This is a genomic window from Acidovorax sp. Leaf191 (assembly GCF_001424425.1).
In the GTDB taxonomy this organism is placed as follows: Bacteria; Pseudomonadota; Gammaproteobacteria; order Burkholderiales; family Burkholderiaceae_C; genus Acidovorax.
In genome coordinates this window covers 48,866-72,584 of record NZ_LMPT01000009.1, presented here as the reverse complement: position 1 = coordinate 72,584, position 23,719 = coordinate 48,866, and the positions used below count along the sequence as shown (strand labels likewise).

General features: G+C 70.3%; 22 protein-coding genes. 12 read left to right on the top strand and 10 right to left on the bottom strand.

Annotated elements, in window-relative coordinates:
- Nucleotides 1-85: 85 nt before the first annotated feature.
- From ASG27_RS08190 to ASG27_RS08180, 3 genes are all read right to left on the bottom strand, one after another.
- Entirely contained in the window at nt 86-646 is a 561-nt protein-coding gene (locus ASG27_RS08190) for a DUF2946 family protein (RefSeq protein WP_056416835.1), read from the bottom strand.
- Nucleotides 639-1,676, bottom strand: coding sequence for a YheT family hydrolase (locus tag ASG27_RS08185; protein WP_056416832.1), 1,038 nt, complete (start codon nt 1,674-1,676; stop codon nt 639-641). The genes ASG27_RS08190 and ASG27_RS08185 overlap by 8 nt, the downstream gene beginning before the upstream one ends.
- A 72-nt stretch (nt 1,677-1,748) precedes the next feature.
- On the bottom strand, nt 1,749-2,192 hold the full coding sequence (locus ASG27_RS08180) for a YybH family protein (RefSeq protein ID WP_056416865.1): 444 nt from the start codon (nt 2,190-2,192) through the stop codon (nt 1,749-1,751).
- Between the two features lie 238 nt (nt 2,193-2,430).
- Between ASG27_RS08180 and ASG27_RS08175 the strand changes: the two genes are divergently transcribed.
- From ASG27_RS08175 to ASG27_RS08165, 3 genes are read left to right on the top strand one after another with little or no spacing between them, the layout of a single operon-like run.
- Entirely contained in the window at nt 2,431-3,036 is a 606-nt protein-coding gene (locus ASG27_RS08175) for a LemA family protein (protein WP_056416863.1), read from the top strand.
- Nucleotides 3,037-3,075: 39 nt separating this feature from the next.
- Nucleotides 3,076-4,026, top strand: coding sequence for a TPM domain-containing protein (locus tag ASG27_RS08170; RefSeq protein ID WP_056416830.1), 951 nt, complete (start codon nt 3,076-3,078; stop codon nt 4,024-4,026).
- A 2-nt stretch (nt 4,027-4,028) separates the two neighbouring features.
- Entirely contained in the window at nt 4,029-4,577 is a 549-nt protein-coding gene (locus ASG27_RS08165; protein ID WP_056416827.1) for a TPM domain-containing protein, read from the top strand.
- Nucleotides 4,578-4,680: 103 nt separating this feature from the next.
- On the opposite strand, the gene ASG27_RS08160 is transcribed toward ASG27_RS08165, so the two are convergent.
- Together ASG27_RS08160 and ASG27_RS08155 are read right to left on the bottom strand one after the other, a co-directional pair.
- On the bottom strand, nt 4,681-5,121 hold the full coding sequence (locus ASG27_RS08160) for a type III secretion system chaperone (protein WP_056416825.1): 441 nt from the start codon (nt 5,119-5,121) through the stop codon (nt 4,681-4,683).
- Nucleotides 5,122-5,241: 120 nt separating this feature from the next.
- The gene (locus tag ASG27_RS08155) at nt 5,242-5,733 is read right to left on the bottom strand and encodes an ATP-binding protein (RefSeq protein WP_156370650.1); all 492 of its coding nucleotides are present in this window, start codon (nt 5,731-5,733) and stop codon (nt 5,242-5,244) included.
- A gap of 41 nt (nt 5,734-5,774) precedes the next feature.
- On the opposite strand from ASG27_RS08155, the gene ASG27_RS08150 reads away from it, so the two are divergent.
- Genes ASG27_RS08150 through ASG27_RS08140 form a run of 3 tightly spaced genes read left to right on the top strand, consistent with a single transcriptional unit; the run spans nt 5,775 to nt 10,637 of the window.
- Entirely contained in the window at nt 5,775-6,599 is an 825-nt protein-coding gene (locus ASG27_RS08150) for a hypothetical protein (protein ID WP_056416820.1), read from the top strand.
- Complete coding sequence (locus tag ASG27_RS08145) at nt 6,596-8,563, top strand: hypothetical protein (protein ID WP_056416818.1); 1,968 nt, start codon at nt 6,596-6,598, stop codon at nt 8,561-8,563. The genes ASG27_RS08150 and ASG27_RS08145 overlap by 4 nt, the downstream gene beginning before the upstream one ends.
- Nucleotides 8,553-10,637, top strand: coding sequence for a PP2C family protein-serine/threonine phosphatase (locus ASG27_RS08140; RefSeq protein WP_156370648.1), 2,085 nt, complete (start codon nt 8,553-8,555; stop codon nt 10,635-10,637). Before ASG27_RS08145 ends, ASG27_RS08140 begins: the two co-directional genes overlap by 11 nt.
- Here ASG27_RS08140 and ASG27_RS08135 read toward each other — a convergent pair.
- Complete coding sequence (locus ASG27_RS08135) at nt 10,616-11,362, bottom strand: GNAT family N-acetyltransferase (protein WP_056416812.1); 747 nt, start codon at nt 11,360-11,362, stop codon at nt 10,616-10,618. The two genes, ASG27_RS08140 and ASG27_RS08135, sit on opposite strands and share 22 nt — an antisense overlap.
- Nucleotides 11,363-11,457: 95 nt before the next feature.
- Between ASG27_RS08135 and ASG27_RS08130 the strand changes: the two genes are divergently transcribed.
- From ASG27_RS08130 to ASG27_RS08110, 5 genes are all read left to right on the top strand, one after another.
- Complete coding sequence (locus ASG27_RS08130) at nt 11,458-14,148, top strand: MFS transporter (protein WP_056416809.1); 2,691 nt, start codon at nt 11,458-11,460, stop codon at nt 14,146-14,148.
- A 27-nt stretch (nt 14,149-14,175) separates the two neighbouring features.
- Complete coding sequence (locus tag ASG27_RS08125) at nt 14,176-15,258, top strand: ABC transporter substrate-binding protein (RefSeq protein WP_056416806.1); 1,083 nt, start codon at nt 14,176-14,178, stop codon at nt 15,256-15,258.
- A gap of 160 nt (nt 15,259-15,418) precedes the next feature.
- The gene (locus tag ASG27_RS08120) at nt 15,419-17,533 is read left to right on the top strand and encodes a hypothetical protein (protein WP_056416803.1); all 2,115 of its coding nucleotides are present in this window, start codon (nt 15,419-15,421) and stop codon (nt 17,531-17,533) included.
- A 94-nt stretch (nt 17,534-17,627) separates the two neighbouring features.
- Nucleotides 17,628-18,224, top strand: a complete 597-nt coding sequence (locus ASG27_RS08115; RefSeq protein WP_056416800.1) for a hypothetical protein — start codon at nt 17,628-17,630, stop codon at nt 18,222-18,224.
- Nucleotides 18,225-18,293: 69 nt separating this feature from the next.
- Nucleotides 18,294-18,776: a type III secretion system chaperone gene (locus ASG27_RS08110; RefSeq protein ID WP_056416797.1), complete on the top strand. Its 483-nt coding sequence runs from the start codon at nt 18,294-18,296 to the stop codon at nt 18,774-18,776.
- Nucleotides 18,777-18,894: 118 nt separating this feature from the next.
- On the opposite strand, the gene ASG27_RS08105 is transcribed toward ASG27_RS08110, so the two are convergent.
- The 3 genes from ASG27_RS08105 to ASG27_RS08095 all read right to left on the bottom strand — a co-directional run bounded on the left by ASG27_RS08105 (nt 18,895) and on the right by ASG27_RS08095 (nt 21,008).
- The gene (locus tag ASG27_RS08105; RefSeq protein WP_056416793.1) at nt 18,895-19,134 is read right to left on the bottom strand and encodes an EscF/YscF/HrpA family type III secretion system needle major subunit; all 240 of its coding nucleotides are present in this window, start codon (nt 19,132-19,134) and stop codon (nt 18,895-18,897) included.
- Nucleotides 19,135-19,203: 69 nt separating this feature from the next.
- The gene (locus ASG27_RS08100) at nt 19,204-19,458 is read right to left on the bottom strand and encodes a hypothetical protein (protein ID WP_056416791.1); all 255 of its coding nucleotides are present in this window, start codon (nt 19,456-19,458) and stop codon (nt 19,204-19,206) included.
- Nucleotides 19,455-21,008 carry a hypothetical protein gene (locus ASG27_RS08095; RefSeq protein ID WP_056416788.1) on the bottom strand — a complete coding sequence of 518 codons (1,554 nt, stop codon included), beginning with the start codon at nt 21,006-21,008 and terminating at the stop codon, nt 19,455-19,457. The genes ASG27_RS08100 and ASG27_RS08095 overlap by 4 nt, the downstream gene beginning before the upstream one ends.
- 146 nt (nt 21,009-21,154) lie before the next feature.
- Here ASG27_RS08095 and ASG27_RS08090 point away from each other — a divergent pair, with 146 nt between their 5' ends.
- Nucleotides 21,155-21,487, top strand: a complete 333-nt coding sequence (locus ASG27_RS08090) for an STAS domain-containing protein (RefSeq protein WP_056416786.1) — start codon at nt 21,155-21,157, stop codon at nt 21,485-21,487.
- 104 nt (nt 21,488-21,591) lie between these two features.
- Here ASG27_RS08090 and sctV read toward each other — a convergent pair whose 3' ends face one another.
- Nucleotides 21,592-23,712, bottom strand: coding sequence for a type III secretion system export apparatus subunit SctV (sctV, locus tag ASG27_RS08085; RefSeq protein WP_082485937.1), 2,121 nt, complete (start codon nt 23,710-23,712; stop codon nt 21,592-21,594).
- Nucleotides 23,713-23,719: the final 7 nt, after the last annotated feature.

Sequence of the window (23,719 nt, the reverse complement as noted above, 5' to 3'; positions counted from 1 at the left end):
GAGCCGACCCACCGAGGTCGGCTTTTTCATGCCCGCGCGGTGTGCGCCGGCCTCACTTCTCTCAACATCGGGACCCGCCGCCGCATCAGACCGGCGCTGCTGCAGCCGCCCCGCCGCCGCTGGCGACCCAGAGCGCCCGAGGGCTCTGGATGTAGCCGTACAGCGTGGGCAGATCGGCGGCCCGCACCTCGCGTGGGGACCACAGCCCCCGTTCCACCGCTTCGGACGCGAGCAGCACATCCAGGGTGTGCACCAGGCCCAGGCCCTGGGTCGCAGTCAAATAGACCCGGCCCTCTTCGTCCAGCAGGCAATCGCGCGCCGTGGCGGCCTGCCCGGTGTGCGAGACCAGCGACACGTCCGGCTGGATGCGCCAGACGATGGGCGTGGCCTCGAGCTCGACGTACACCCGCTGCGGCCCGTTCTGAAAGAACCACTGCCCCTGGCCGTCGGCCTCGTAGTTGCGCTCGATGAACTCGATCAGCTTCTCGTGCTGCAGCAGCGAGCCCTTGGCCTCGGGGAAGGGGCCTGCGGCCTGCACCGCGTCGTCGCGCAGGTACCACCGGCCCCGCGCATCCAGGCCCAGCCAGCCGTAGCAGTGGGGTACGTTGGGCCATTTGGCAATGGCTTGCTTGACGATGTCATCCATGGGGCGATTGTGCGGCGACTGTCCAGCCGCCGATGTCAGCCTGATTCGCCAGCCAGCCGCCCACGGCATCGGGCATGCCGCGCACATTGCCGGGCAGCCGCCCCTGCGCAAAGCCCACGTGGCCGCCGTGCGGGGGTTGCCACAAGGTCACGCAGCGGCCCACCTCGTGCGCCTGCGGCAGGCTGGCCGCGGGCACGAAGGGGTCGTTGCGCGCATTGACCACCAGCGCCGGCACGCGGATGCGGTGCAGCATCGGCTTGGACGACGCCCGCAGCCAGTAGTCCTCGGTGTTGCGAAAGCCGTGCACGGGCGCGGTGAACACGTTGTCGAAGGCGTACAGGTCGCGCGCGGCCAGCAGTGCCTGCCGGTCGAACAGGCCCGGGTGCTGCGCCAGCTTCTGCAGCGCCTTGGGCACCAGGGTGCGCATGAACATGCGGGTGTAGACCTGCCGGTTGAAGCCGCGCCCGATGGCGTGCCCGCCGGCCGCCAGGTCGATGGGCGAGCACACGGCCGCGACCGCGTCCACGCTGCGCGCGGCGTCCTCGTCCACCTCGGCGGCCCAGCGCAGCAACGCATTGCCCCCGAGCGACACCCCCACCGCCACCAGCGGCCCGGTGTGTGCTGCGCGCAGGCGCTGCAAGATCCAGCCGATCTCGGCATGGTCGCCCGAATGGTAGGCGCGCGGGGCGCGGTTGATCTCGCCGCTGCAGCCCCGGAAATGCGGCAAGGCACAGGCCCAGCCGTGCTCGCGCGCGAAGTCAGCGAACGCTTCGCAATAGTGGCTGCGCGACGAACCTTCCAGGCCGTGGAACACCACCAGCAGGGGCTGCGGCGCCGGTGTACCGGAGCCGGTGCCGGTGCCGGGGCTGCCGTCCACCAGAAAGTCCACGTCGATGAAGTCTCCGTCCGGCGTGTCCCAGCGCTCGCGGCGATACTGGGGCTTGGGGCCGAACGCGCGGCGGGAGTAAAGGGCAGGCCAGATGGTCTGCAACTGCCCACCCGGCAGCCAGCGTGGCGCTATATATTTCATAGCTATCGGCGCTTATTCATCCAGCGGCAGGCCGCAAAAACAGCTGCATCCATCCAGGACCGTCCGTCCCGCTCAGTGCAGCACCGGGCGCTGGGCATCGACCCCTTGCGCGTCGGGCGCGGTGCCGGCGCTCGCGTGGTGGGCCACCATGCGCCAGCCCTCGGGGGTCTTGTGATAGACATTGGTGGCCAGCACCACCGCCTGGTGCAGGCCGTCGGGCAGCATCACCTCGACATGTTCGGCCACGCTGTGCACGGCGCTGGACAAGGCCACCACCCGGTGCACCTGCACCGGCCGGGCCCGCACCGTGCCATGAGCGAACATGGCTTCGAAAGCGGCGCGGATCGCACCCGCGCCCATGAGCCGGGGTCCCCCGGGGTGCACGCAGACGATGTCGTCGTCTTCCGACCAGCAGGACATCAGCAGTTCGATGTCGCCGCGCTGCAGGGCTTCATAGAAAGCGGCCTCGGTGTCATCCGAGGATCCTCCGAGGGTGGCGGCGCTGGGGCGGGGCATGGGGGTCGGTGTGGCGTAGGAGGAGTCTGAGGGCGGCTGGCGCGCTGTGCCCATGGGCGGGCTGCGCGCAGGCTGCTATTGTGCGGTCATTGCCCAAAGCCGTGCACGGTGGCGGGCAGTTCGCGGGCAGCGCGGCGGCGGCGCACATCCGCCCGGCGCCCGCGCAGCCGGCCCTTGCAGCGGCGGCGCACCCACCCGATATCCGGCTTTCCACTTTCACCCGGTGCTGACCATCATGATGATGACGAAACGCTTTTTTGCCCTGCTGGCGGCCGTGCTGGCGCTCAGCGGCTGCGGCTACAACGACTTCCAGCGGCTGGACGAGCAGTCCAAGGCCGCCTGGAGCGAGGTCTTGAACCAGTACCAGCGCCGCGCCGACCTGGTGCCCAACATCGTCGCCACCGTCAAGGGCGAAGCCAATTTCGAGCAGGAAACCCTCACCCGCGTGGTCGAGGCCCGCGCCAAGGCGACGTCGATCCAGGTCACGCCCGAGACGCTGAACAACCCTGAGGCGTTCAGCAGGTTCCAGCAGGCGCAGGGCGAGCTGTCGGGCGCGCTGTCGCGGCTGATGGCCGTGTCCGAGCGCTACCCCACGCTGCAGGCCAACCAGGGCTTTCGCGACCTGCGCGTGACGCTGGAAGGCACCGAGAACCGCATCACCGTGGCGCGCAACCGCTACATCGAGACCGTGCAGAACTACAACGTGCTCGCGCGCAGCTTCCCCACCAACCTCACGGCCAAGGCGTTCAGCTACGCGCCCAAGCCCACCTTCACGGTCGCCAACGAGGCGCAGATCTCCACACCGCCCACGGTGGACTTCTCGGCATCACAACCCAAGCGCTGAGGCCTGCGCGCCGACACAGCCCCTCACCTGGACCCCAAAATGCCTCTACCGCGCATCTGTCGGGCGCTAGCAGCTATATTTTTAATAGCAACATCGAGCGCCTGGGCGCAGGCTGACAAGGGCCTGCAGCCCGTGCCCGCCCTGACCCGCGCCGTGATCGACCAGACCGGCACGCTCAGCACCGACGACGCTGCCGCGCTGGACGCGCAGCTGCAGGCGCTGGAGCGCACCCGCGGCGCGCAGGTGGTGGTGCTGATGGTGGCGAGCACCGCGCCCGAAGACATCGCCGCGTACGCCAACCGCGTCGCCAACGTGTGGAAGATCGGCCGCCGCGAGGTGGGCGACGGCGTGCTGGTCGTCGTGGCCAAGAACGACCGCAGGATGCGCATCGAGGTCGCCAAGACATTGGAAGGCGCCATCCCCGACATCGCCGCCGCGCGCATCATCGACGGCACCATGAAGCCGAAGTTCCAGCAGGGCGACTACGCCGGCGGCCTGACTGACGCGGTGGCCGCACTGAGCGCACGCATCGCTGGCGAGGCCCTGCCCGCCCCGGCGCAAGGCAGCGAGTCCGACCCTCCCAGCCGCGGTACCGGCGGCGGCAGCGGATTCGACTGGGCGGACCTCGCCATCTTCCTGTTCTTCGGCGTGATCGTCGCGGGCCCGCTCGCGCGCAGCCTGCTGGGCGGGCGGATGGGCGGGCTGCTCATGGGCGGCGGGGTGGGCGCCATAGCCTTTCTCATCACCTCCAGCCTGCTGCTGGCGGGGGGCGCCGGCCTGATCGCCCTGCTCTACACCTGGCTCTTCGGCGGCCGCAGCGGCCCGGTGATCCAGGGCGGCAGCGCCGGCGGCTGGGGTGCGGGCGGGGGTCACTGGGGAGGCAGCGGCGGCAGCCGTGGCGGCGGGGGTGGTTTCGGCTCCGGGGGCGGCGGCTTCAGCTCGGGCGGCGGCGGCAATTTTGGCGGCGGCGGCGCGTCGGGAGGCTGGTGAACATGGCGGCACACCCTCTGACCCTGTGGCACCGCTGCCTGCGCCTGGCCCGCCACCGCTGGGCCGATGGCGCGCTGCAGCGGACCTTCCCTGCCGATGTGCTCGCGCGGCTCACCGAGCGCGTCACCGCCAGCGAGCGGCTGCACACCGGGCAGATCCGCATCTGCGTGGAGGCGGGGTTGCCGCTGTCGTACCTGTGGCGCGGCGCCAGCGCCAGGGAGCGTGCGGTGGCCCAGTTCGGCAAGCTGCACGTGTGGGACACCGCAGGCAACAACGGCGTGCTGATCTACCTGCTGCAGGCCGAACACGCCATCGAAATCGTGGCCGACCGCGGCCTGGCGGGTGCCGTGCCGGCCGACACCTGGCAGCGCATGGTGGCCGCGATGGGCGACGCGTTCCGCGCAGGGCGCCACGAGGAAGGCCTGACCCGCGCGATTTCCGAAGTGTCAGCCCTGCTGCAAGCGCACTTCCCCGCAGGCAGCGCACAGGCCACGGGCCATCGGCCTGGCAATGAGCTGCCGGACCGGCCGGTCATCGGTAGCGGGGGTTAGCAAGGGGCGAGGCGAGCAGCCACAAGGCCCGCCGCAGACGGCAGCGAACGCGCCGGCCCCTTTGCGCAGGCGGTGTGTGGCCGCCAGATCAGATCAGATCAGATCAGATGCGCTGCGCCCACTCGGCCATGCGCGAGCCTGGCGATGCGGGCACGGCTTCCAGCAGGCGCCGCTCCCAGCGCTCCACGTGGTTGAGCAGCAGTTCGATGGCGTTGAGCATCGCGCTGGCCGACGCCTCGGGCAGGGCCAGTGGCAAATGCACCACAGCCAGCCCCTGGGCATCCACGCCCGACCAGCCGCCGCCAAAGCCGGCTCCCATGTGGTTTCCCTGCATCAGCACCTGCATGCCCGCCGTGTCCACACGCTGCCCACGCAATGCACAGGACAGCACCCAGCGCCCCTGCGCCGGGGCGCACCGCAACTCCACCGCACGGTCCCCATCGAAGAGGAGCCGGCAGCACCCCTGCGCATCGGCCCGCAGCGCCGGAATGCCGATGGCTTCGCCCAATGCAGCGATCAGAGGAGACACGTGGCTGTCGGACATGGCAGCAGGCTGGCGGTCGAAAGAGGCGGGATGGGGGGAGGTGGATACACCCGGGCGCGAACGCGGCCCAGGCAGCGCACACAGCGCTGGTCACAGGCAATGATACGCCTGTACACTTTGCTACATACCTTCGCCCGATGCGCCGCCAGGCGTCCAAGTGCGAGACACCGCGATTTCGTTGACGGCGCCGTCCCGGCGGTAAACGAAACGATCCGCCAACTTCTTGACGAAATGCACACCCAGCCCACCGATATGCCTGTCCTCGAGCGACGCCTCGATATCGGCAGCCACCAGCGTGGTGGGATCAAAAGCAGGGCCTTCGTCGCGCACGATGGCGCTCAGGGTACGGGGCGCGGTGAACACCAGCTGCACCGTCACCGGGCCGCCCTGACCGCCGTATCCGTGGGTGGCGACGTTGGTGAGCAATTCGTCCAGCATCAGTCCGAAGGAAGACGCCAGCGGCAGGGGAGCTCCGTGCTCCATGGCCCAATCCTCCATGCGCTCGAAGAACGCTGGGAGCTCCGCGACGGTACCGGACAGGGTGCAATGCAGTTCAGCCGGAGGGTTCATAGACAGCATGCGCTCGAAAGGGCCGTGGACATCGATGCGCACCGCCGCTCTCTCGGCCTGCACACGCGTCGGCGCATTGTGGCATGAGCGGAGCTGCCTTTTCACCCGCCAAGGCCACGCCGCAGCCCGGATCTGCCGCGCCCGCCACCCCGGCCATGGGCCCCCGGCCTGGCTTTGCAGCGCTGTGGGAACTGGCCGGGCTGTGGCTGCTGATCGTGCTGGCCGGCGTCGTGCTGATCGCCTTCCTGCTGCTGAACATCCGCACCCAGGAAGAGCAAGGCATCCAGCGCGCGCGGCTCTCGCTCACGCTGGCGGGCCTGCAGGAGTCGATCGAAGGCGACCTGGCGCTGGGCCTGGATCTCCCTGACCACCGCGCGATGCCGTCGCGCCTGGAAAAGGCCCTGGGCAGCGACAGGCAGCTGCACGCCATCGACGTGGTCGACCGGGCGGGCATCGCGCTCTTCAGCACGGACCGCGGCGCCATCGGCGAGCCGCTGCACCCCCGGGTCGCGCAGGCGGCCGAGGCCGGCGCCCGCGGCGACCGCACCTGGACGGCGCTGATCGGCACCGAGGCCGTCATGGGGCTGCCCCTGCACAACGCCTTCGGCGAAGTGGTGGGGCACATCAGCACCAGCTACGCGGCACCCGCGCCGGCCCTGCAGTGGGTGGACGGCGGATCGCTGCGCGACAAGCTGCTCAGCCCCATCCTGCTCACCACTCTGGCGATCTTCGTGCTGGTGGTGGTGATCGGCTGGCTGGCCGCGCGCTGGGCGCTGGCGCCGCAGTACCGCCGGCTGGCCTACGAACGCAACGGCCGCATGGCCCAGTCGCTGGCCGAGGCCGCCGCGGTGCGCGCGCGCATGGACGACTGCCTGGCGCGGCTGGACGAAAGCGAGCGCCTGGAATGAGCAGCCACCGCCGGCCCCGCCGTCCCAATGCCGCCCTGCGCCTGGGCTGCATCGCCCTGGCGCTGCTGCTGGCCGCCGCGGCCGCCCTGGCCTGGAACACCTACGAACAGCTGCGCGGCATGCGGCAGGAAAGCGAGCGCGTGCGCGCCCAGCTCATGGCCGACTCGCTGAGCCAGCGCATCGGCCACGCGCTGGACATCGGCATTCCCCTGGAGGGCCTGGTGGGCGTGGAAGCGCTCTTCAACCAGCGGCTGGGCGCCCATGCCGAGATCCAGTCCATCGCCCTGCTGCAGGGGCCCGGCAAGGTGCTGTGGTTCGTGGAACGCGAGCGCGCCACCAAGATGGCCACGGGCACCGTGGCGGACGCCCCCATCACCGTGCGCGGCGAGCCCCGCGGCACCGTCCGCCTGACGCTGCAGGAAACCGGCGCAGGTCCGTTTGCGCGCTCGGCCGCCACCCTGCTGCTGCCGGCGGTGCTGCTGCTGGCCGCGCTGGCCTTCCTGGCCGCGCGCTTCTCGGAAGCGCAGGGCGTCAAGCTGCGCAACCATGCGGTGCGGCTGGCCATGCGCGCCATTGCGAGCGGGCGCTACGACCGGTCCATGGTGCTGCCGCACCGGCGCGGGTTCGACCTGCGGGCGCAGCAACTGGGCCACGCCGTGCGCGGCGTGCACGAAACACTGACGCGCGTGCGCCGGCTGATCTCGTCGCTGCGCCAGACCGAGCCCCAGGCCCAGCGGCGCGAGTACCTGGACATGCTGCTGGCCGAGGCCCAGGGCACCCACCGTTTTGCCGAACACGGCCTCACGCAGGTCCGCGTCGTGGCCGCCGAGGCGCAGTCCTTCTGGGCCAGCCTGCTGATCACGCTGGGCGCCGTGGCGCTGCTCGCGCTGGCCACCTCCGCATCGAACGCGGTGGCCGACCTGCCGCCCCTCCAACTGGCCCTGCTGCCGGCCGCGTTCATCGTCTCGGCCGCCCTCGCTGCCTGGGTCACGCAGGGCCGGCGCTGGCCGGTGCTGTCGGTGCTGTTCTCGGCCTGCGCCGGACTGGCGGGGCTCGCCCTCGTGCTGGCCTCGGGCGCGTGGACCGGCTACAGCCCCCTGCAATGGCTGCCCGGTGTCGCGCTGTGGTGCGGCGGCTTCGCGGGTGCGGCGCTGGCCGCCTGCATGACGGTCGAGCAGGTGCCGCGCCGCCAGGATTTCAAGCACGCCATGCCCCGCTGGCCCAAGGCGGCGATGGGCGCCTGGGTGGGTGCCACCGTCTGGCTCGGCCCGGCACTGGGCTCGGTGGCGTTCACCGCGCTGGGCGGGCTCTACGGTGGGCTGGCACTGACGCTGCCGCTGCTGTGTGCCAGCTTCCTGCTGTTGCGCTGGAACGAGCCGCGCAGCCCCTGGCGCCACCGCGTCGGCGCGCGCGCCCAGGCCCAGGCAGCCGCCGCGGCCCGGTCGGGGCTGCGCGCCGTCAGCGTGACGGCCTGCATCGCTGCGGCATCGGGCCTGCTCATGGTGGCCGGGTGGATGTCCGCCACCGCCGTGCCGCATGGCCTGGCGCAGGCGGCCGTGGCCAGCGCGCTCGGGGTCGGCCTGCTGGGGGGCCTGCTCGATCCGCTGCGACGGCGCCGCCACACCGGCGCCGCGCTGGCCATGGCGGCCCTGGTGAATGCCCTCGCCCTTGCGCTGCCCGGCGCCGGCGCCTGGCAGATCGCGGCCCTGTCGGTGGCGGCCCTGCTCACGGCCTACCTGCTGGGCCATGCGGTGACATCGACCCAGCGCACCCACCACACCCCCGCGTCCGCCACGCTGCTGGGCACGGCCCTCGGCGCACTGCTGGCGGGCGGCATCGCGGCAGCGGGCCTGCCCACCACCAGCCTTTTGCTCGTCGCCACGCTGGCCGTCGGGGTCAGCTGGTGGGCGCAACCCCGTCCGCAGCCCTGGCAGCCGACACGAAAGGACAGCGATGCAGCTTAAGCGGCGCATCATGTTCATCCTGCTGTTGGCGATGGCACTGCTGGTGACCGCCCTGGGCATGATGGGCTGGCTCGGCGAGCAGCGCTGGGCGCAGCGTTACAACGAGGCTCTTTTGCAGGGCCAGCGGATCGCCTGGGACAAGCTCCAGAACGAGAGCCTGGACCGCCAGGACGCGCTCGCGCGCAAGCTGCTGGAAGACCCGTCGTTCCGCAACCTGCAGGCACCGGGTGCGCAGCAGCGCATCGACACCCTGCTGGCCCATGCCGTGCGCCAGGCGCCAGGCCTGCGCATCGACATCCTGGGGCCTGGCGGCGCGCTCATCTCCACCACCGAGCCCGGGTTCGACCCGCAGCCGCTGGCCGAATCCGGCTGGGTGAAGGCGGCGCTGGAATCGCCCTCGGGCGTGCGCGGCCTGAGCCAGGTGGCCCCGCGCCAGTACGACTGGGTGCTGGTGCGCGGCTTCGACGGCGGCGCGCTGGCCATCGGGCAGGACGTGGCGCAGCGCCTGCCCGAACTGGCAGCCTATCTGGGCGGCGACATCTTCATCGTGAACATGCGCGGCAAGGAAACGCTGGGCACCCAGCCGGGCAACCTGGCGGCCACCGGCGCGGTGGTGCCCGTGCGCTCTTCGCAGGCGCTGATCCTGCCGCTGTCCAGCACCTCGGCCAGCAGCCAGGGCGCCCTTCAGCTGGTCAGTCAGCCGGTGGTGAACCCCGACAAACGCGTGGTGGGCGCGCTGGTGTGGGTGCAGGACGTCACCGCGCAGTACCGGTCCGACAAGTTCTTCAACTGGGCGGCAGCCGGCGGCGCACTGCTTTTCGCGGCCCTGGTGGTGATGGGCCTGGCCGCCTACATGCAGCACGCGATGGAGCCGCTGACGCGGTCCGTGGGCGTGCTCAAGGCGCTGGCCAGCGGCGCCACCGACGCGTCGCTGGACGACGGCGAGGAGGAGGCCGAGGACGAGTCTGGCGCCATCGCCCGCGGCGTGGTGGCCATCCGCTCGGAACTGCTCAACCTGGAAACCCTGCGGCAGGAGCGCATCCGCATCCGCCACCAGCAGGAGCGCCTGATCCGCGACCAGCTGCGCTCGCTGGCCGAGAGCCTGGACCCGGCGTCCCGCGAGGAGATCCTGGCGTCGCTGGCCACGCGCGCCGAGATCCCGGTGCCCGTTGCCGAGACCGTGCAAAGCGGCACCAACCAGCTGGCCGAACTCGCCGGGATCCTCGGGCGCATGTCGGGCCTGGTGAGCACCCAGCAAAGCCGCCTGCTCAAGCTGCTGCGCGAGCTGCAGGCCGCGGTGCAGACACAGGCCATGCTCGCCAGCCTGCAGCAGGAGCTCGAGATCGCGCGCCAGATGCAGCTGTCGATCCTGCCGCGCTCGGCCCCCGACGTGGGCGAGATCGAGATCGCCGCCACCATGATCCCTGCCAAGGAGGTCGGTGGCGACTTCTACGACTACTTCCCCATCGACGACGAGCACCTGGCCATCGTGGTCGCCGACGTTTCGGGCAAGGGCGTTCCGGCCGCGTTCTTCATGGCGATCTCGCGCACGCTGCTCAAGAGCAACGCGCTGTTCCTGCGCTTTCCGGGCGCGACCATCGCCGCGCTGAACGACCAGCTGTGCGCCGAGAACGACCAGATGATGTTCGTCACCGTGTTCTACGGCGTGCTGCACCTGCGCAGCGGGCGGCTGACCTACGTGAACGCCGGCCACAACCCGCCCATCCGGCTGCGGGAGGGCAAGGCGACCTTCTTCGAGCGCGGCTCCAACATGGCGCTGGCCGTGCTCGAAGGACAGGAATACAACGAAGGCGAGGTCATGCTGTCGCCGGGCGAGACCCTGCTGCTCTACACCGACGGCGTGACCGAGGCCAACAACGCCGAGGGCGTCCTGTTCGGCGACCAGGCGCTGCTCGATGCCATGGAGGCCGTGGGCGCCGACCCGGTGCACAAGGGCCATGCGGCCGGCGTGCCGCAGCGCGTGGTTCAGGCGGTGCGCGCGTTCGAGGCCGGGGCCGCGCAGGCCGACGACATCACCGTGGTGGCCATCACCTACCAGGGAGCGCGGTCGTGATGCAGGTGCCGCACGTACCGCAGCCGCACGCCCGCGTCGTCGCGCACTTCGCCGATGCCGGTGTAGCCGGCCGCGCAGGCCGCCTGCAAGGCGCCGAAATCATCGCTTTGCAAGAGCTTCTCGTCGCCCATGTCGAAATGCAGGCCGTGCTGCAGGTCGATCATCGCCACATGGCGCTCAAGCCCGTCGATGACGCCCGTCCAGGCGATGTGCAAGCCCTGGCGCAGCAGGTTGTGGCGGCTGCTGTGATTGAGCAGCGACACCATCGCCATGCACAGCGGGCGGCCGCGCGCATGGGCCAGCGCCAGCCGCGCGGCCAGCAGCGTGCGCTGCAGCCTGCGGCCGCGCCATTCGGGCAGCACCATGCAGCTCGACAGATGGGTGACCTTGCCATGCAGGGCGGGTTCGAGGCCGATCACGGCCCCCAGGTTGTCAGGCGAATCCGCGTCGGGGAAGCCCACCATCGCATAGGCGACCAGCGCGCCGTGGGCAAACACCCCGATGGTCTCGCCCAGGGGCTGCGTGTGGGCCTCGAAGAACAGCTGCTCGTCGTCCTCGCGCACGTAGAAGTCAGGGTTGGGCAGGTCGGCGATCACCCGGTCGCGCAGTGCGCTCCACGCCGCAAAGTCGTTGGGCAGCAGGATGTGGGCACTCAGATCCGGAAGATGCGCGAAGGCGGCATCCGGCGACAGGGACGGGGGCGTATGTTGAATCGACGACAGCAAACCAGAGACTCCGACAGCAGCGTGCGAGTTTGCACGACAACGGGACTGTTGCAAAGCAAGCCGGCGCAGCGCAGCCAAGGCAAAGGGTATTTCTCATGAGTGACAGCACCACCACCGAAGCCGCCGCGCACGGCACCGCCGCGTCCATCGACCTCACGGCGCTGCGCCCGCGCCTTCGCCGCGAGTCGCTGGTGTTCGCGGCGATCTTCTCGCTGGCGCTGTTCGGGCTCTCGCTGGTGCTCATCGCCTGGCGTACCGAGCAGTTGCTCACGCAGCTGTCGCAGGACCGCGTGGTGCGGCTTTTGCAGCAGGTGGCGGACGAGGCCGAGCGCGGCATGCAGTTCGGCGTGGCCGTGGCCGACCAGACATCGCTGGTGGACCGGCTGCAGCGCATGCAGTCCGAAGACAAGGCGCTGCGCGCAGTCTTCGTGGACACGGACCGCGGCGATCCGGTGGCCCAGGCCGGCGACGAGGCATGGCGCACCGCCGTCGACGGGCGCTGGAACGCGCCGCTGCGCAGCGGCGGGCCAGACCATCCGCCCAGCGTGCGCACCACCGGGCGTGGCGTGTTCGTGGGCACGGCGATGTTCGACTCGACCGGCGCCCCCGCTGCCACCATCTGGGCGGCCGTGGACCCGGCCATCGCCCGGGCACAGGCGCACGAAGCGGCCACCAGCATGGTGCTCAAGGCGCTGCCCCTGATCGCCGGCACGCTGTTCCTGACCTGGTGGGCGCTGATACGCTGGGGCACCCGCGTGATCGAGTCATTGCAGCGCCGCCGCCCCGAGGGCAACCGCGCCGCAGGGGCGGACCGTGCGGACCGTTCAGCCGCCCCCCGCACCCACGGCTATGGCAAGGGGCTGTGGCTCGCGCTGCTGCTGGCGGGCGTGGCGGCACCGTCCACCATGGTGTGGATCGCACGCGAAGCGGCGCGCCCCTTCGTCACCGAGCAGATCCAGGCCAACGCGGACGCCGTGGGCCGCACCCTGTCCGGCCAGGTGGCGCGCGCGCTCGCGGCGGGCGTGCCCTGGAGCAGCCTGAACGGCATGGATGAGCTCTTCAAGAAGCAGCTGGCCGAAGCGCCCGAGCTGAGCTACCTGGCCCTGCGCCAGGGCGAGGCTGCCGCCACCCACACCACCTGGGGCGGCGATGTGCCCGCCACCCAGCAGCGCGAGAGCGAAACGGATTTTTCCCAGCGCCTCGTGAAGGTCACGCAGGACGGCGGCCAGGTCGTGGTGGGCTACCCGGCCGACTACGTGAACCGCCAGCTGGGCGGCATGCTGCTCGACCTGGTGCTGGCACTGGTGATCGCCGCGGTGCTGGTGCGCGAGCTGTCGCGCGGCCTGTGGCGCAAGTCGCTGCTGTACCCGCTGGCCGCCTATGCCCAGGCACGCGGCTGGCAGCGCGTGCAACGCCGCTGGCAGCGCCGGCACGCGGTGGCGCGCGACGCGGCCGAGGCCCACGACCGGGACGCGGCGGAGTGCCGCGCACAGTTGCTGGAGGCCGCCGGCCAACCGCAGGGCGAGCGCACCGAGGTCACGGTGGTGCCCGCCGCCGTCGCCTCGCAACTGACGCTGCTGCGCCTCACGGTCTTTCTGGTCGCGCTGTCCGAAGAGCTTCTGCGCCCGTTCTTCACGGTGTTCGCCAGCGAAGTGCGTCCCTTCGACATGGCCCTGTCGCCCACCATGGTGGCCGGCCTGCCCGTCGCCGCGTTCATGACCACGCTGGCGCTGGCGCAGCCCCTGGGCCCGGCGCTGGCCAAGCGCTTTGACCTGCGCTGGAGCCTGATGCTCTCGGCCCTGGTCGGCATGTTCGCGCTGGCCGCCACGTCCTGGGCCAAGGACGCCTGGACGCTCATTGCGCTGCGCGCCACGGGCGGCGCGGCCTACGGGCTGGCGCTGATCCTGGTGCAGACCGCCATCGTGCGCATCACGCCGCCCAAGCAGCGCGCGCGCGGGCTCGCCGAAGTGGCCGCCGCCATCGTGGCGGCCGGCATCGTGGGCCCCCCGTTCGGCGGAATGATCGCGGCGCGTGCCGGCGATGTGGCGGGCTTCGTGACCTGCGCGCTGTGCATGGCCGCCGCCCTGGTGGCCGCGATGCGCCTGTCGCTCGACCGCGCCACGATGGGCGCGCAGGCCGCACAGAGGGGACTGGCCACCACGGGCGGCTGGCGCGGCTACTGGGCCGTGCTGCGCGAGCCCCGCGCGGTGTGCGTGATCCTGGGCTCCGCCCTGCCCGGCCGCCTGGTGGCCGTGACCGTGTTGTCGGTGGTGGTGCCGCTGTACATGAGCGAGCTGCAGCAGCAGCCTGCGGTGGCGGGCCGTGTGCTGCTGCTGTACTTTCTGTGCTTTGCGTCCACGGCCACGCTGGTGGCGCACTGGTCCGACCTGCTCGGGCAGCGCAAGCCCTTCATCGTGCTCGGCGGCGTGCTGAGCGTGCTGGCCTGCCTGTCGCTGCCGGCGCTCGGCGGTGTCTGGGGCATGGCGGCCTGCTGCGCCTTGCTGGGCTTCGGTCAGGCGTTCCAGTCGTCGCCGCAGATCGCATTGACCACCGAGGTGTTCGAACACCAGCCCGACGGCCAGGCCACGGCCACGCCCGAGCAGGCGCTGGCGGCGTTCCGCCTCATCGAGCGGGCCGGCAGCATCGTCGCCCCTTTTGTGACGGCCATTGCGGTCACGGCCTTCGGTTTTGCCGGGGCGGTCGTCGCGGTCGGCATCTTGCTGACCGTTGCCACCCTGGGACTGCTGGCCGGCCTGCGCGTACCGCGCGCCGGCGCGGCAGCGTAACGCCCGCCCTGAGCACAGGAGACATTCATGCCCCGTATTTACACCGCACTCCGGGCCCTGGCGGCCGCATCGATCCTCTGCGCAGCCGCTGCGCACGCCCAGCAGCCCGCTCCCGCCACGCCATCCAGCGGTGCGGCAGCGGCCGTGGCTGCGGCCACCGCACGCTACACCGTGGCCATGGTGCTGCCGCGCGACGAGCAGAACATCGAGGCCGGGTTCACCAGCTACCTGCAGCGCCAGGACGTGCCGGTGCGCTACGTCAACATCCGCTACTCGGGCAAGGCCGACGACATCGCCGACCTGCGCAGCCGGGTGCGCGCAGCCAACCCGGACCTGATCTACGTGTGGGGCACGCCCACGTCCCTGGCGCTGGCGGGCCGCCACGACCAGCCCAACGCCGGCAACCCGATCCGCGACATCCCGATCGTCTTCACGGAAGTGACCGACCCGGTAGGCGCCGGCTTGCTCCCCACGCTGGAGCATCCCGCGCGCAATGTGACGGGCGTGAGCCACGTGGCGCCCCTGCCGGTGCAGCTCAACGCGATCCGCGCCTACCGGCCGTTTGCCAAGCTGGGCTACCTGCACAACCCGGTGGAGCCCAATTCGGCGCTCATCCGCGACCGGCTCAAGGACCTGGCCAAGACGCAGAACTTCGAAGTCGTCGAGGCCGCCCTGCCCCTGCTGCCCACCGGCGCGCCGGACCCGGGGCAGATCGCCGCGCAGGTCAAGAGCCTGGCGGAGCGCGGTGCCGACCTGCTTTACGTGGGCCCCATCACCTTCCTGGCGTTCACGCACCGCGACGCCGTCACCACCGCAGCACTGGAGAACAAGCTGCCGACCTTCTGCGCCACCGAGAGCATCGTGCGGCAGTCGGGCTGCATGTTCGGGCTGTTCTCGAACGGCGCCAACATCGGCCGCTACGCCGGGTCCATGGCGCGCCAGATCCTGGTCGAGAAAAAACGCACCCAGGACATTCCGGCCTCGACGCTGCAGCGCTTCTCGCTGCTCATCAACATGCGCACGGTGCACGCCCTGGGCCTGTACCCGCCCATGCTGCTGCTCAACGTGGCGGAAGTCATCAACGTGGAAACGCAGGCAGCGGCGAAGTAGGCGCGCAACGCCATCCATCGCAGCCCTGGGCCGGGCGCGATGGAACCTCTTGCACGGCGGGGTTACCAAGTCCTTGCAACGCCCGCGCCTCGGCGCGGGCGGCAGTCCCGTGGCCCTGAGGCCGCCCACCCCATCCCCCGCACCGCCAGGAGCAACCGCCATGTCCTTTTCCCCGATCCAGACCGGCACCACGACGGCTCCGACCTGGACCTCCGGCACCGCACCGACAGGCAGCGGCGAGGTACAGGGAAAGCTCGGCGGCCACACCGTGACCGCCCTGGCCACCCCGACCCACGCAGCACTGGGCGAAGCGCTGCGCGCCACGCCCCAACCCACGAGCGGACGGCCTCTGCAGGAGCGCACCGTCTCCACCGCGCCCCAGGCGCCTGCAGCGCTGCGCCGCGAGGCCCTGGCCACGCCCACTGCGCTGCGCGACACCGTGGGCGAGCCCAAGCGCGACTGGAAGCTGTTCGGCATTACGGTGATGCACCGCTCCACGGGCCACAAGGACGTGCTGAACAAGCTCGAGTCCTTCCACAAGGCTGCCGGCAACGACCGCCCGCCCGCACCGCCGACCACCCCGGAATCCCGCAAGGCCTATGCCGAGGGGCAGATCCACAAGCTGTCGCAGGAGCTGGGCGAGCTCGAACGCTCCTGCGACGCCTATGCGCAAGGCAATTCGCGCCGCAGCCACCGGGACGACATCGCCCAGCTCAAGGGCCAGGTGCAGGCCCAGCGCGCGCAGCTTGACGGGCTGCGCGATCAGATCGGCAGGGAAGGCATGCCCGAGGGCCTGAGCGTTGCCGATGCGCGCGCGTTCTCGCAGCACAAGCCCCCGCTGTCGCTGCAGGACATCCACGCCGTGACCACCGCGCTGCGCGCCAGCGGCATGAACCCCGCCGAACTGCAGGCGGGCGTCGAGAGGCTGTTCAGCCTGCCGCTCGATGGTGAGTCGCTGGTGCAGGCCATCAAGCTCAAGATGCCCGAAGGCCTGGCGCAGCAGTACGCGCAGACCGGTGTGCCGATCCGCCCCGAGACGGCGGGCCTGGCCTTCAACGACAAGACCCTGGACAGGAGCCCCGAAGCCGGCGGTGGGTTGACGAAGCTGGGCAGCGGCGCGGTCAACACGGTGTTCAAGGGCCACTACCAGCTGGGCGACGGCACGCGTTTTACCGGCGTGTTCAAGCCCTCCGTGCCGGGGGGCGAGCAGCCCGATGCGGTCTCGGCGTCCGGCATCAACACCGATCGGCCCGTGATGGAGCAGCGCAACGTGGCGGTGCACCGCCTGGACCAGCACCTGGGCATGGGCGTCACACCCAAAGCCGAAATCGGCGTGCACGAGGTGGACGGCCAGCAGCGGATGGGACTGGTGATGTCCTTCGCGCCAGGGTTGTCGCCCCTGAAGTCGGGTGACGTGGTCGTGACGCTGTCGCCCGAGAAGCGCGCCGAGCTGAGCGCGAGCCCCGGGTTGGCCACGGCCTACGCACGGGAAAAAGGCTTTGTGGGCGGCAAGCTGGTGGAAGGGGGCCTCCAGCTGATCAACTCCATGGAAGTGGAAAACATGGACGGCGAGATCACGGTGCAGGAGAAGGATGCCTTCGTGGCGTTCGACTTCTCCGACCCGGTGCTGCGCGAGAAAACCACCGATTTGCAGTGGCTCGATGCGCTGTGCGGCCAGGTGGACCGCCACGGCCACAACTACATCGTGCAGCAGGGCGCGGATGGCCGCGTCACCGGCGTGATCGGTATCGACAACGACATCGCCTTCGGCGACCAGCTGACCGACCCCAACGATGTGAACCCCGCGGCGATGCGCACGCGCACGGGCGAATCGCCGCCGTTCAAGGGCTGCGTGCTGCCCCAGGTGGTCAGCACCAAGACCGCCACCGCGCTGCTGGCGATGACGCCCGACAAGATGCTCGAACTGATGGGGCCGGGCTTTACCCCCGGGGAGCAAGCGGCCGCGCAGAGCCGGCTCGGCGCCATTCAGACGCACGTGCGCGACCTGCAGGCCAAGGGCCAGGTCGCCGAGCGCACCGAAGATTGGGGTTCCGAGCGCGTTGGCAGCCTGCTGGGCATGGGTACCACCGACGCCCTGACCCAGCTCGAAACGCTGCGCAGCCAGCAGCCGCGCACCCCCGCGGTCAATCGGCAGATCCAGGCGCTGGAAGAACAGATCTCCAACGTCAGCTACGTCGCGCGCGAATCGTCCATCCTGGCCGAGGTCCGCACAAGTCGCCAGCAACCGCTGCTGGACCCGCGCAGCGTTCGCTGACGCACATCCGGCACCCCGACACCCAGACACCGCGGTCTTGGCACCCAGCAGCCACGCGACATTCCACCCGGACTACCTACACCTCGGACGCACCATGGACAAGCTCTCCGGTCTTCTCTCCCGCCCCAGCACCGCGGCCTCTGGCTGGCTGGCCCGCGCCGGCCTGCCGACGCCACCGCTCGCACAGGCCGTACTCCAGGCGATGGAGCCCCTGGCCCCGCACCTGTTCGCCAGCGGCGTGGCTGCGCAGTGGGCCGACCTCGACCCCGAGCAAGCCTTCCAGGCCTGGGCCGCGCGCGGCGGCAGCGTGCGCGGTGACGCGGTGCTGGGCATCATCGGCAGCGGGCTGCATGCGCGGCTGCGCTGCTACAGCGCAGGCCCGGACGTGGCGCTGTTCATGCAGCGCGACTGGTCACCCGTGGGGGACGGCGAAGGCACGGCCGGCGCTACGCCTGCCATGGCGGTAGAAGGCGCATTCACGCTGGCACGCCTGCTGCAGGAGCGTGCCGCCGCAGCCCGCGCCGACGGCCGCTGGCCGGAGGGGCGCACGCTGGTGCTGGTGGACGATGCCTTCAGCAGCCAGCCGCAGCGCTGGGGCTGGACCCACCCCGGCCGCGCAGCGTCGCTGGACGACCTGGCCGCCGACCGCGATGCCTACCTGTCGGCACTCGTGTCGGTGCGTGCGCTGTAGCAACGCCGTGCCGCTCCCGCCACCCGACGACCGAAACCACCCTTGAAGACAAGAAAGCGAGAGATTGCCATGACCGATACCGCCGCAACGCGCAGTGCGCTGTTCGATGCCTTGCGGCAAGCCGCAGGCCTTTTCCCGGTCGAACTCGATGCACAGGGCGCTTGCACCCTGGCGTTCGACCAGATCGCCGTGCACCTGCAGCACGACGCCGCAGCCCATGCGCTCACCTGCTTTGCGGTGCTGGGCGCCGTGCCCTCCGCACGCCGCGAGGAAGTGATGGCCGCCATGCTGCGCGCCAACCGGTTCTGGCGGGGCACCGGCGGCGCCACGCTGTCGCTGGATGAAAACGAACCGGCGTCGGTGCTGCTGACGCAGCGTTTCGATGAGCGGGTGCCGGGCGCACCTGCCGAGTTTGTGCAGGCCGTGGAACGCTTTGTGGACCATGCGCAGGATTGGTCCACGTTCCTGGGCACAGAGCCGCAGGGCACGGCGGCGCAGTCGTTGACTGCGGAAGCTCAGGGTGGGATGGCCTTCTTCCACCAGCGGGCGTGAAGCCCTGAAACTGCAATCGTCCCGTCGCCCCGGCCCCTGCGCATTCATTGACGCAGTGGCAGCGCCCTGAATGAAGCACGGGGGCAGCGCACTGAAGGCGGGGCCCCTGCGTGCGCGGTCAGGCAGCCTTCTGGATCACGCCCTTCATCGCCTCGGACACTTCCTTGACGATGGTGCTCTGGATCTGCGTGAACATCGTCCACTGCTGCACCTGCTGTTGCAGGCCGAGCAGCTCACCGGTGCTGGGGCTGTCGCCCAGGCTGTTGATGGTGTTCTGCAGGTCGGCTTCACGGCGCGAGGTGACTTGCGAGATGGAGTTGTTGATGGAGTTGAAGGTGATACCGCCGGTCGTCAGCATGGAAAAGCTCCTGATTCAAGAAAGGGTGAACACGATGAAAAAAGGCATAACGGTGCCGGCGTGGCCCTGTCAGGGCGCGCGCACCGCCATTGTCAACACTTCACGCGCCGCTTGGCAAGCGTCCAGCACTGCTGCCAGCGCGGGATAGTCCGCCGGGGGTACGCCTTCGGCCAGCGCAGCGCGCATGCGCTGCTCCAGCACGGCGATGCGGGCCAGCGCATCCTGGCGGGCCGCGTCTGCGTCGGGGCCGCGCAGCCGGGCTTCCAGCTCGCTGAGCGGCTCGTCGGGCGCGACCGCGGGCGCATCGGGCAGCAGCAGCTTCACCGCATGACCACCAGGGAACGCGGTCCGTCGAACACGATGCGGTCGGACTCCACCGCCACCAGGCGCCAACCCGCACGCCGACCGCCGGGTTGCAACTTGGAGCCGTCGCCCAGAACGATGTAAGGCACCGCGCCGCCCACCACGCTGCGGATGCTGAAAGGCAGCGGCGCTTTGCTGGCGTGTGCGGGCACCGCCGGCACCGCGGCCACGGCTGGTGCACGCCCGACCTCGCGGGTGCGCAGCACGAAGGGTATGCCGGAGAGCGGCGTGGCCGCCCGCGCCAGCAGGGACTCGAGCCTTGCGCGCTCTTGGCCGCCGATGTCCAGGCCGATCACCATCTGCTCGCCATCCCAGCGTGCCTCGGCCCCCGCAAAGCCTGCGGTGCGCAGCCATTCCTGCACCGTGCCGCCCTGGGCGGACGCCACGCGCAGGCCGTCCACGATCTCGATGCCCGGGGGCACGCGGGCACGCACCAGGGCCAGCACCCTGTCGCGCTCGGCCGGCGCCATGACCAGGCCATGCGCGCGCACGCGGCCTTCGCCCAGCAACTCGAACCGCAGTGCCTGTGCGTCCGGCCCGCCCGCTTCGACCAGGTCGTCCATCAGATCGGACGCCGTGCGCACCGCCAGCGCGGGCGCGGGGCGGATGCCGGCAAGCCCTTCGGCCAGACGGTCGAGCTGCGCGATGTCTGCCACCCAGCCGCTGACCCGGGCGCCGCCCGTGGGCAGCGCCTCGATGCGCAGGCGCAGGCCGGGGTCCACACGGGCAATGGCCAGCTGGATGTCCCGCAGCAGGCGCTGCTGGCGCTCGGCGCCGGCCGCCGCCGCATTGGCCTCGGAGGCCTGGGCGCCCTCGGCCGCACGCTGGGCTCCCTGGCCCTTGAGCAACGACCAGAACACCGACAGCAGCAATGCCGCCAGCGCCAGGCCGATGATCAACGCCGGCTGCCACCGGCGGCGCGCCTTGGCCGGCGCGCTGCCCGCGGCCACGCCAGCACCGGTGCGCACCGTGGCGTCCACGGCACGCCCTCCCGGCTCCGATGCCGGGTTGTGGCCGTGTTGTGGATCGGCCGCGTCGTTCTGTGGAATGACGGCCAGCACCGGGTCGCCGGTTCGGGAGGCCTGCGTTGGCGAGCCGGCGCTGGCTGCCGTCAAAGTGGTATCTGCGGCGGTTTTGTCAGCGGTTGCAGCCGCACCAGCAGCTTCCACATGGCCGTGCGGCACGGCCTGCCAGGCAGCGTCCGCCGCGCTGACGGTGATCGCCACCTGCCCCAGGTAGGCCACCGCACCCCAGGGCTGCTCGGACACCCAGGAGGAAGCGGGGTCTGCCGGCGGGGCATCGGCCGGTGCCTGCGCCTCGGGCGGCGACGAGCGCACCCACCAGCGTCCCATCGCAATCTGTACCCAGGCCCCCATGTCGGAGGGCAGGTCCAGGTCGGTCAGGATGAGGTCGCAACCGTCGTCCGCCCCCATGCGCTCGCCGCCCGCCAAGGGGGCGCGCGCGCCGGCGTGCCGGCCGGTCAGGATGCGCAGTTCCGCCGCAGCGCTCATCGTGCGCCTCCTGCGGCGGACACCCGCGCCGCACGCCGTGCAGGCGCCGGGCAATTAATCCGCGCGGGTTGGCGGGGCGGCCCATACAATGCGCCCTTTCCGGTTTTCTCCCCCACTCCACCCCTCACCCCCGAAGGACTGCGTCCATGAATCTCGAACAGGAACGCCGCAATGACATCCTCATCCTGCGTCCCCGTGGCCGTCTGGACAGCAGCAGCTCGCCGGAGCTCGAACGCGTGGTGACCGAGCAACTCGACGCAGGCATCCAGCGCCTGGTGTTCGACCTCTCGGCGCTGGAATACATCAGCTCCGCCGGACTGCGCGTGGTGCTGCTGGCGGGCAAGAAGCTGCGCACCAGCAAGGGCAAGCTGGTGCTCGTGGGCCTGCGCGACATGGTGCGCGAGGTGTTCGACATGAGCGGCTTCCTGACCCTGTTCGCCGTGACCGACACGCTGGACGAGGGCATCGCCAAGGTGTAACGCCGACGGGGCGTTGAACTTGAAGCAAAAATGGGCCCTGCCGCTTGCTGGACAAGCGGTAGCAGCTATGAATTCAGGAGCATCGCTCCAGGGTCGGCTTCCGCTCACAGGTCGATCCTCGCGAGCGGCTGGATGTTGATCTCCTGGGTCAGCTCCTGGTAGGACAGCACGGGCAGGTCGTACAGGTCCTGCTCGATCATCTTGCGCATGTAGCGCCGGATGTCCATGGAGGTGAGCAGCACGGGGCGCTGCGCATTGCCGCCGATGTCGCCCACCGCCTTCTTGATGTTCTCCACCAGCCGCTTGCTCACCGCCGGGTCCAGCGACAGGTAGCTACCCGCCGAGGTCTGGCGCACCGCGCCGCGCACGGTGTCCTCGATGCTGGGCGCCAGCAGGTAGGCCGGCAGGATGTTCTGCCCGCTGGAGTACTTGTAGCTGATGTGCCGCTTGAGCGTGGAGCGCACGTACTCGGTCAGCAGGACCGAGTCCTTTTCCTTCTGGCCCCATTCGATCAGCGACTCCAGGATGGCGCGCAGGTTGCGCACGGAAATGTCCTCGGACACCAGCCGCTGCAGGATTTCGGCAATCTTCTGGATCGGCAGGACCCGGGTGGACTCCTTGACCAGGTCGGGGAAGCGGCCCTCCATTGCGCTGAGCAAAAAGCGGGTTTCCTGGATGCCGATGAAGTCGGCCGAGTACTTCTTGAGCACGAAGGCCAGGTGGTACGTCAGCACCTGGCTGGGGTCCATGAACGGAATGCCCGCGCGCGACAGCGGCTCGCGCAGGTGGTCGCCCACCCACAGGGTCGGGATGTGGGGCAGGAACTTGCGGTCCTCCTCGTAGGCGATCTGCAGCGCATCGAGGTTGCTCAGGCTCTCGCGCACCAGCAGGTAGCCGGGGCGCAGGCGGCCCTGCGATACCGGCACTTCGGACAGCAGGATGTTGTAGCTCTCGGGCGGCAGGGATTCGTTGAAGCGCAGCTGGATGCCCGGGAACGGCACGCCCAGGTCGAAATACAGCGCACGGCGGATCTTGAGCAGTTCGTCGTTGAGCACGCCGGCATCGAAGCTGGTCTGCAGGCCCGCGGCCACGTCCATCAGCAGGGGCACCGTGGGCGCGAACTCGTCGCTGCCGTCCGATGCCTTGGGCTTGGTGCGCGCCTCGCCCGCGGGCTGCATGGCGGGCACCTCGGTGACCTCGCCGGTTTTTTCGTCCACCACGCGCCGGGTGCCGCGCAAAATGGTGAAGCCGATGGTGCCGATGACCACCGCCAGGATCAGGAACACCGGCAGCGGCATGCCGGGGATCAGCCCCATGCCCAGCGCCACGGCCGCAGCGATCAGCAGCGCGCGGGGCTGCGCCAGCACCTGCTGGCCGATGTCCTTGCCGACGTTGGAGGGGCCATCGCCCGTCTGCACGCGCGTCACGATCATGCCCGCGCAGATCGCGATGAACAGCGCCGGGATCTGCGCGATCAGGCCGTCGCCGATGGTCAGCACGGAGTAGGTCTTCATCGCGTCCGCCGCGCTCATGCCGCGCTGCGTGGTGCCGATGACGATGCCGCCCAGCAGGTTCACCGCCACGATGATCAGGCCGGCGATGGCGTCGCCCTTGACGAACTTCATCGCGCCGTCCATGGCGCCGTAGAGCTGGCTTTCCTTCTCGACGATGTTGCGGCGGCGCTTGGCCTCGTCCATGTCGATGGTGCCCGCGCGCATGTCGCCGTCGATGGACATCTGCTTGCCGGGCATGGCGTCGAGCGAGAAGCGCGCCGCCACTTCGGCCACGCGCTCCGCGCCCTTGGTGATCACCACGAACTGCACGATGGTCAGGATCAGGAACACCACCAGGCCGACCACCAGGTTGCCGCCCACCACGAAGTTGCCGAACGTGAAGATGATATGGCCCGCGTCGCCCTGCAGCAGGATCAGGCGGGTGGTGGCGATGGAGATGCCCAGGCGAAACAGCGTGGTCACCAGCAGCACCGACGGAAACGACGAGAACGCCAGCGGCGAGGGCAGGTACATGGCCACCATCAGCAAGATGGCCGAGATCGTCATGTTGATGCCGATGAGCGCGTCCACCAGCCAGGTCGGCAGGGGCAGGATCATCATGAAGATCACCGCCACCAGGAAGAACGCCAGGATCAGGTCGTTGCGGCTGGTGAGTATCTGGACGAAGCGCTGCAGGCGGGCGAACGGAGAGAACGAAGCAGTCTGGGACATGGTGGAA

Bases quoted from the DNA above. Each gene is read 5' to 3' on its own strand.
- ASG27_RS08105 (WP_056416793.1), bottom strand. From the start codon at position 19,134: ATGCTGACGACCGGCGGTATCACCTTCAACTCCATCAACAACTCCATC.
- ASG27_RS08160 (WP_056416825.1), bottom strand. From the start codon at position 5,121: ATGTCCGACAGCCACGTGTCTCCTCTGATCGCTGCATTGGGCGAAGCC.
- ASG27_RS08130 (WP_056416809.1), top strand. From the start codon at position 11,458: ATGAGTGACAGCACCACCACCGAAGCCGCCGCGCACGGCACCGCCGCG.
- ASG27_RS08175 (WP_056416863.1), top strand. From the start codon at position 2,431: ATGATGACGAAACGCTTTTTTGCCCTGCTGGCGGCCGTGCTGGCGCTC.
- ASG27_RS08165 (WP_056416827.1), top strand. From the start codon at position 4,029: ATGGCGGCACACCCTCTGACCCTGTGGCACCGCTGCCTGCGCCTGGCC.
- ASG27_RS08150 (WP_056416820.1), top strand. From the start codon at position 5,775: ATGAGCGGAGCTGCCTTTTCACCCGCCAAGGCCACGCCGCAGCCCGGA.
- ASG27_RS08190 (WP_056416835.1), bottom strand. From the start codon at position 646: ATGGATGACATCGTCAAGCAAGCCATTGCCAAATGGCCCAACGTACCC.
- ASG27_RS08095 (WP_056416788.1), bottom strand. From the start codon at position 21,008: ATGAGCGCTGCGGCGGAACTGCGCATCCTGACCGGCCGGCACGCCGGC.
- ASG27_RS08120 (WP_056416803.1), top strand. From the start codon at position 15,419: ATGTCCTTTTCCCCGATCCAGACCGGCACCACGACGGCTCCGACCTGG.
- ASG27_RS08185 (WP_056416832.1), bottom strand. From the start codon at position 1,676: ATGAAATATATAGCGCCACGCTGGCTGCCGGGTGGGCAGTTGCAGACC.
- ASG27_RS08090 (WP_056416786.1), top strand. From the start codon at position 21,155: ATGAATCTCGAACAGGAACGCCGCAATGACATCCTCATCCTGCGTCCC.
- ASG27_RS08125 (WP_056416806.1), top strand. From the start codon at position 14,176: ATGCCCCGTATTTACACCGCACTCCGGGCCCTGGCGGCCGCATCGATC.
- ASG27_RS08180 (WP_056416865.1), bottom strand. From the start codon at position 2,192: ATGCCCCGCCCCAGCGCCGCCACCCTCGGAGGATCCTCGGATGACACC.
- ASG27_RS08140 (WP_156370648.1), top strand. From the start codon at position 8,553: ATGCAGCTTAAGCGGCGCATCATGTTCATCCTGCTGTTGGCGATGGCA.
- ASG27_RS08115 (WP_056416800.1), top strand. From the start codon at position 17,628: ATGGACAAGCTCTCCGGTCTTCTCTCCCGCCCCAGCACCGCGGCCTCT.
- ASG27_RS08110 (WP_056416797.1), top strand. From the start codon at position 18,294: ATGACCGATACCGCCGCAACGCGCAGTGCGCTGTTCGATGCCTTGCGG.
- ASG27_RS08170 (WP_056416830.1), top strand. From the start codon at position 3,076: ATGCCTCTACCGCGCATCTGTCGGGCGCTAGCAGCTATATTTTTAATA.
- ASG27_RS08145 (WP_056416818.1), top strand. From the start codon at position 6,596: ATGAGCAGCCACCGCCGGCCCCGCCGTCCCAATGCCGCCCTGCGCCTG.
- sctV (WP_082485937.1), bottom strand. From the start codon at position 23,712: ATGTCCCAGACTGCTTCGTTCTCTCCGTTCGCCCGCCTGCAGCGCTTC.